6 protein-coding genes are annotated in these 5,579 nt (G+C 35.3%); 4 read left to right on the top strand and 2 right to left on the bottom strand.

What is annotated here, in order from left to right:
- The 4 genes from AFK68_RS36710 to purN form a co-directional block, all read left to right on the top strand.
- The coding region (locus tag AFK68_RS36710) for a hypothetical protein (RefSeq protein ID WP_210407383.1) at positions 1 to 289 on the top strand (289 nt) is incomplete at its 5' end.
- A gap of 285 nt (positions 290 to 574) precedes the next feature.
- Complete coding sequence (locus tag AFK68_RS12990; RefSeq protein WP_094673183.1) at positions 575 to 1,345, top strand: Uma2 family endonuclease; 771 nt, start codon at positions 575 to 577, stop codon at positions 1,343 to 1,345.
- 459 nt (positions 1,346 to 1,804) lie between these two features.
- A complete protein-coding gene (locus tag AFK68_RS12985) occupies positions 1,805 to 2,452 on the top strand; it encodes a GNAT family N-acetyltransferase (protein ID WP_094673182.1) in 648 nt (215 codons plus the stop codon).
- Between the two features lie 481 nt (positions 2,453 to 2,933).
- Positions 2,934 to 3,605: a phosphoribosylglycinamide formyltransferase gene (purN, locus tag AFK68_RS12980; protein WP_094673181.1), complete on the top strand. Its 672-nt coding sequence runs from the start codon at positions 2,934 to 2,936 to the stop codon at positions 3,603 to 3,605.
- Here purN and galT read toward each other — a convergent pair.
- Positions 3,591 to 4,592 (bottom strand): galactose-1-phosphate uridylyltransferase, encoded by a 1,002-nt coding sequence (gene galT / locus AFK68_RS12975; protein ID WP_094673180.1) that lies wholly within the window; start codon positions 4,590 to 4,592, stop codon positions 3,591 to 3,593. The genes purN and galT overlap by 15 nt on opposite strands.
- 30 nt (positions 4,593 to 4,622) lie before the next feature.
- Positions 4,623 to 5,579, bottom strand: a 957-nt coding sequence (locus tag AFK68_RS12970; protein ID WP_143437834.1) for a pentapeptide repeat-containing protein, incomplete at its 5' end; no start/stop codon positions are given.

Genomic DNA, 5,579 nt, shown 5'->3' with positions numbered 1-5,579 from the left:
TTTAATATCTGACTACGAGGGTAAAATTAGTATAAAAAAATTATATTTAGAAGAGATATTAATAGATGAGTATAAAGATAAGATTATAGAGTCAACAGATAAATTTGATTGGCAGTTTACAGATAATGAAAAAGAACTATTAACTCAATATTGTCAAGCTAATCGTTTGATAGTGGAGTGCTTAAATAACCTTCCTTCTGAAGTCCGTGAAGAAATAGAAGAAACTCTCCTGCTTCCCCTAGAAGAAATAGAAAAATGGAAACAACAACACCGCCCCAACAACACCTAAATATTTTCTCCATTAACATCTGGGTAGCGATAGTATCCGCACTGCTAGGCGATCGCCTGAAGACAACTACCATTTTCAAAACAAGAGTAAGAAACAGCTATTTGTTGATTTTTTTTAAGTTGGCGATCGCGCACATCATAAATCCCATCGCTTCTTTAATTTATCAAAAATTTTCAACTCTACTCCCATTTATCAAGCATAGTATGTTACTCTGTAATCATGGGAAAAAGTACGCGCAGATAGAGTCGCTTTTAAAACTATAAAAACTATGTCGAGAAGAATAATATGACTAATATATCCGTTCAATATGAACCACCACTTCCAGCAAAGGAAACTTTGCCTACCATGTACGACTTACCAAGCGAAAATCCGGAGGAACCTGGTTTGCCAGACGAATTTCACGACTTTCAACCTGAACTTTTGCGCCAAACTTTTCAACCGCGCAACTGGTATCCCGATCGCTTGTTTTGTGGCAGTGATATGAATCTATACTACGATGTCAAACATCTCAACTGGTATAAACGCCCAGACTGGTTTGCAGTTGTGGGAGTACCCAGGTTGTACGAAGAACGGGATATGCGCTTGAGTTATGTAGTTTGGCAGGAAGGAGTTAACCCATTGCTAGCGGTGGAGTTATTATCTCCGGGTACAGAAGATGAAGATTTAGGAGAGACACTAGGAGAACCGGGAAAACCTCCGACTAAGTGGGAAGTTTACGAGAGCATTCTGCGAGTACCTTATTATGTAACTTTCAGTCGCTATACTAATCAAATACAAGCGTTTCATTTAGTAGGCGATCGCTACCAAAGAGCAGAGTTAAGTCAGGGACGTTTGTTGCTTCCTAGCATAGAACTCAGTCTGGGTTTGTGGCAAGGGAGTTACAGTAAGATAGATAGACTCTGGTTGCGGTGGATGACTCTGGAAGGAAATTTGATTCCTACCCCAGAAGAGGAGGCAGCAGTGGCAAAACAACGGGCTACTAATGCCGAACAACGAGCCGATCGCTTGGCAGCAAAACTGCGAGAGTTGGGTATCGATCCTGACAAGTTGAGTTAAATAGTTTTTTTGTAGGTTGGGTAACGCAGTACGCTACTCTACCTCAAATAGTGATAATACTCCGTACCACTAGAGCGATCGCCTTCCATTAACTAATATATATAGTTTTCGGNCAACGAGCCGATCGCTTGGCAGCAAAACTGCGAGAGTTGGGTATCGATCCTGACAAGTTGAGTTAAATAGTTTTTTTGTAGGTTGGGTAACGCAGTACGCTACTCTACCTCAAATAGTGATAATACTCCGTACCACTAGAGCGATCGCCTTCCATTAACTAATATATATAGTGTGTAATTTTAGAAGTTTAACTCAACAGCTTATTGTAAAATAAAAGGTCTTGATATTTCCTATAAACTTAATGGTGTTATTCTGAAAATTTGAGGATTATTATCATACTTGACTAACAATATATTGTTATGCTTAAATAATTTCAGGCATCTATAAAATTGGGAAATTCAAGATTTGAAAAATCTGGATCTTTTTAGGAATTTACCAACTATTGAAACTGAACGAATCCTTTTGAGGAAAATGTCTCTTAAGGACGCAAAAGATATGTTTGAATATGCTCAAGATTCACAAGTTTCAAAGTATACAGGTTGGTACACTCATAACTCTATTCAAGATACTAAATTGTTTTTACAATATACCGTTAATAATTATAAGAATAATCAGCTTTCTAACTGGGGTATTGTTCACAAAGCAGAGCAAAAATTTATTGGTACTGCTGGATTTGTTGACTGGAATATAGAACACGCTAGGGCAGAAATTGGTTACACTTTATCTCGTAAATATTGGGGAAAGGGTTATATGACTGAGGTGGTTAATGCTATTATTTATTTTGGCTTTAGAACGATGATGTTAAATAGGATTGAAGCTCGATGTGTAATTGAAAATATAGCTTCTGCTAGGGTAATGGAGAAGGTAGGAATGAAATATGAGGGTATTCTGCGGGGATGTATGTTTATGAAGGGAAAATATCGGGATTTGAAAATGTATTCGATTCTCAAAGAAGAATTTAGTGGTAAAAAATACGATTCTTCTATTAAAATATCTACTAGAGTATGTGGCTTTCATCCATTTGAAGTAATGTCTGCTTTTACTGGTGTTTAATGTAAGTATTGAGCTATTAATAGTAAGTATATAGCAATATGAAATGATTTGTGAAAAAAACTGTAGGTGTTTTGTCTCTAAATCCTATTTTTATCTTAAATCCGCTTGCTTCAGACTGTTATAATAAACTGGGTTTATGGGAGACAGATTTCGGTATATTGGGGCATTTGATATAAACCATGTTTCTATGCTTTATACCCATACTAGTGTTTGGGTTTGGAGACAAAACCCGTACTATAAAATATTACAATATCCCATTTTTAGATCAAATCCGCTGGCAATGGAAGTCTTATAATAAACCGGGTTTATGGGAGATAGATTTCGGTATATTGAGGCATTTGATATAAACCAGGTTTCTATGTTTTATACCCAATAAAATATTACAATATAAGCACGGATTATTATAAGAGTTTAGACTAGGAAATGTTTTTCTAACTATTCTCTATTCCCTATTCCATGTTTTACTATTTAACTAAAAAAAATGACAACTGAAACTCAACTACTTAATTCTAATTCTTGTCTAATTTCTCCAGCTATTCCTGAGAGTGGCTTCCCAAAATCCTCTCCTCTAAAATTAGGAATTCTCGCTTCTGGTAGTGGGAGTAATTTTGAGGCTATTGCAGAGGCAATAAATAATCAAAAATTAAATGCTCAAATTCAGGTAATGATTTATAACAATCCTGGAGCTAAGGTTATATCTAGAGCAGAAAAGTGGAATGTTCCATCGGTATTGTTAAATCATCGAGAATACAAAAATAGAGAAGAATTTGATAGTCAGATTGTTAAAACTCTACAAGAATATGATGTAGAGTGGGTTATTATGGCTGGTTGGATGCGAATTGTTACTCAGGTTTTAATTAATGCTTTTCCTAATCAAATTATCAATATTCATCCTAGTTTATTGCCGAGTTTCAAAGGAATTAAAGCAGTTGAACAAGCTTTAAAAGCTGGAGTAAAAATAACTGGTTGTACAGTACATTTAGTAGATGTAGAAGTCGATAATGGTCCGATTTTAATGCAGGCTGCTGTACCAATTTTAGCTGATGATACACCAGAAACTCTCCACGAAAGAATTCAAGTACAAGAACATAAAATTATGGTAGGTGCTATTGCTCTTGCTGCATCAAAAAATCAGGATTTAAGTAGTAGTTAAAAATTCAGCATCTAGTTCAGGAAGTGAGGGATTAATCCGAATACCAGAAGCAATTTCAAAACCCGCAGGTGTGGTAAGTCGAGGTTCAATTTGACAATACCAATGTACCTGGGGTTCTTCTGCTTTATAACGAGCAGCAGTATTAATTACATAATTATAATCTGGGTCGTTTAATTTTTCTGATAATCTAGTTAGGATATTTTTGAGAATTAATGCAAAATCTGACTTTTCTGACTCGGAAATACTGCCAAAATCAGCTTCATGTTTTTTGGGCATAATCCAAATTTCAAAAGGTACTTTAGCTGCAAAAGGAATAAAGGCTAAAAATGATGAATTTTCCTCAATTACTCGCTTTTGATCTTGCTGTTCAAATGCTAATATTTCACAGTATACACAACAACCAAAATCGTCATAATATCTTTGAGCTTCTTCTTCTTGCCAGCGTCGATGTTGGGGAACAATGCTAGTAGCAATAATCTGAGAATGGGGATGGCTTAATGAAGCACCTGCTTTTTTTCCATGATTTCTAAAAATAATTACCATCATACTTTCATCTATTTCCATAAGTTCGATATAACGTTGATGGTAAGTATCAATAATCATCTCTACTTCTTGGATAGACATTGTGGGAATATCTTGGTTATGTTTGGCACTTTCAATAATTACTTCATGTCTACCATAACCAGGCATTGTGAGATAAATTCCTTCTAATTTTCGATGAGTATTTCCATCTGGAGTTAAGGCTGGAAATTTATTGGGCACAACACGAATTTGCCAGTCAGTATTTTCTGGGTTTTGTCTCTCTAAAAGAATCGGCCGTAGAAGGTGTTCATTACCAGTACAAAAAGGGCATTTGGGAGAGTGACTTTCTCCCTGGTTTTGTACTATATGTTCTTGTTTAAAATCCTGGGGACGTTTACCTCTATTTGGTGCATAAATTACCCATTCTCTTGTGGTTTTGTTGAGCCGGATATGACTTTTGTTCATATTATGTTTGATAAATTTAGGTGAACTTGATTATTTTCCTGGCGGTAAGTTTAGCTGAGAATAAAATTCTTTTGAATATTTAGCTTGTTGCCAGTTATTAGCAGATTGAATTTGTGATGGATGTAGCCCTTTTACTTTTTGCAAATTGGTATCTTGTAGATTAGCATCTTGGAAATTAGCTCCCTGTAAATTGGCATCTTGTAAGTTAGCTCCTTTCAAATTTGCAGATTTAAAGTTGGCATTTTTGAGATAACAACCCTGTAGGTTTGTTCCTTTTAAATTTGCTTCTTGTAAATCAACACCTTGGAGGTTTCCTAATATATAAGCTCCCTCTAAATTAGCTTTTTGTAAACAAGCTTCCAAGAGGTTAACTCCTTGAAGGTCAGAATTTTTGAGATTTGCTGAACTGAGGTTTGCTTTTTGGAGTTGAGTTAATAGAAAAAAACTATCTTGAAGATTTGCTCCCCAGAGAAAAGCACCTTGTAATTGAGTCAATTCAAATTTGCCTCCTCGAAGGTTTGCCTCTAAAAATTTTGCTCCTTGAAGGTTGGCTTCTTTAAAATCTACATCTACTAAATTAACTTGGTCTAAATTGACTTTAGGTAAAGATAAACCTTTTAAACAAACACCTCCCTTAACAAGTTCTTCTAACGCTCTAATTCTAGCATAGCTAATATCTAATCCTTGGGCGGAGTCAATTACTTGCCAAGCTTGATAATGGGATTTCTTTTTTCCCCACCTAATGTAAATAACTAATGCTGTAACAATGCTAATATTTTCAATAGTTCCCATAATTTGGGAGTGTTCAATTGAGTCTAGTAAAGCTTTACCCCACTCTGTTTTTTGTTCTATAGTATTTTCGATATAGATTATCCCTAAAATTAACAGAATTACGGCAATTAAAACAGTAATAATTTCTAGCAAACCATAGATAAATCTAACTGTACTTCTCAGTAATCTTGCTAATTTTCGATAATTGTATAGTTG

This window comes from Hydrocoleum sp. CS-953 (genome assembly GCF_002260545.1).
In the GTDB taxonomy this organism is placed as follows: domain Bacteria; phylum Cyanobacteriota; class Cyanobacteriia; order Cyanobacteriales; family Microcoleaceae; genus Trichodesmium.
Note: the sequence above shows the minus strand (reverse complement) of the source record. Positions and strands in the feature narration are given on the sequence as shown.

Excerpts from the sequence above, each read along its gene's own strand:
- AFK68_RS12990 (WP_094673183.1), top strand. The coding sequence starts at position 575 with ATGACTAATATATCCGTTCAATATGAACCACCACTTCCAGCAAAGGAA.
- galT (WP_094673180.1), bottom strand. The coding sequence starts at position 4,592 with ATGAACAAAAGTCATATCCGGCTCAACAAAACCACAAGAGAATGGGTA.
- purN (WP_094673181.1), top strand. The coding sequence starts at position 2,934 with ATGACAACTGAAACTCAACTACTTAATTCTAATTCTTGTCTAATTTCT.